At 44.8% G+C, this 290-nt stretch carries 1 pseudogene; it reads left to right on the forward strand.

What is annotated here, in order from left to right:
- A pseudogene (locus DW036_RS26130) lies at window positions 1–290 on the forward strand (hypothetical protein); the annotation flags it as partial.

Genomic DNA, 290 nt, shown 5'->3' on the forward strand with positions numbered 1-290 from the left:
CATATTGATGTGTTTATCTTCGAGTTTGCTGATGTGTTACATTGGCTTTCCAAGGAGTTCAATGAGGCTCGTTTCTCAGACTTTGCTGAGGTTATTTCCACTTCCATGCGTCAGTTGCTTCCTTATGAGGGTCATATGTGTGGTGTTTCCAAAGTCGGTTATTACCCTGAGGTTGTCCAACACACGAACTGGGATTACGGTCGTAATGGTAAGGGATATTACAACGATATCTTTGCTCCGGGTTGGACAGTTGCTTCGCTGTGGGAACTATTTTCACCAGGACGTGCAGA

The organism is Bacteroides sp. AF39-11AC (genome assembly GCF_003474285.1).
GTDB lineage: Bacteria > Bacteroidota > Bacteroidia > Bacteroidales > Bacteroidaceae > Bacteroides.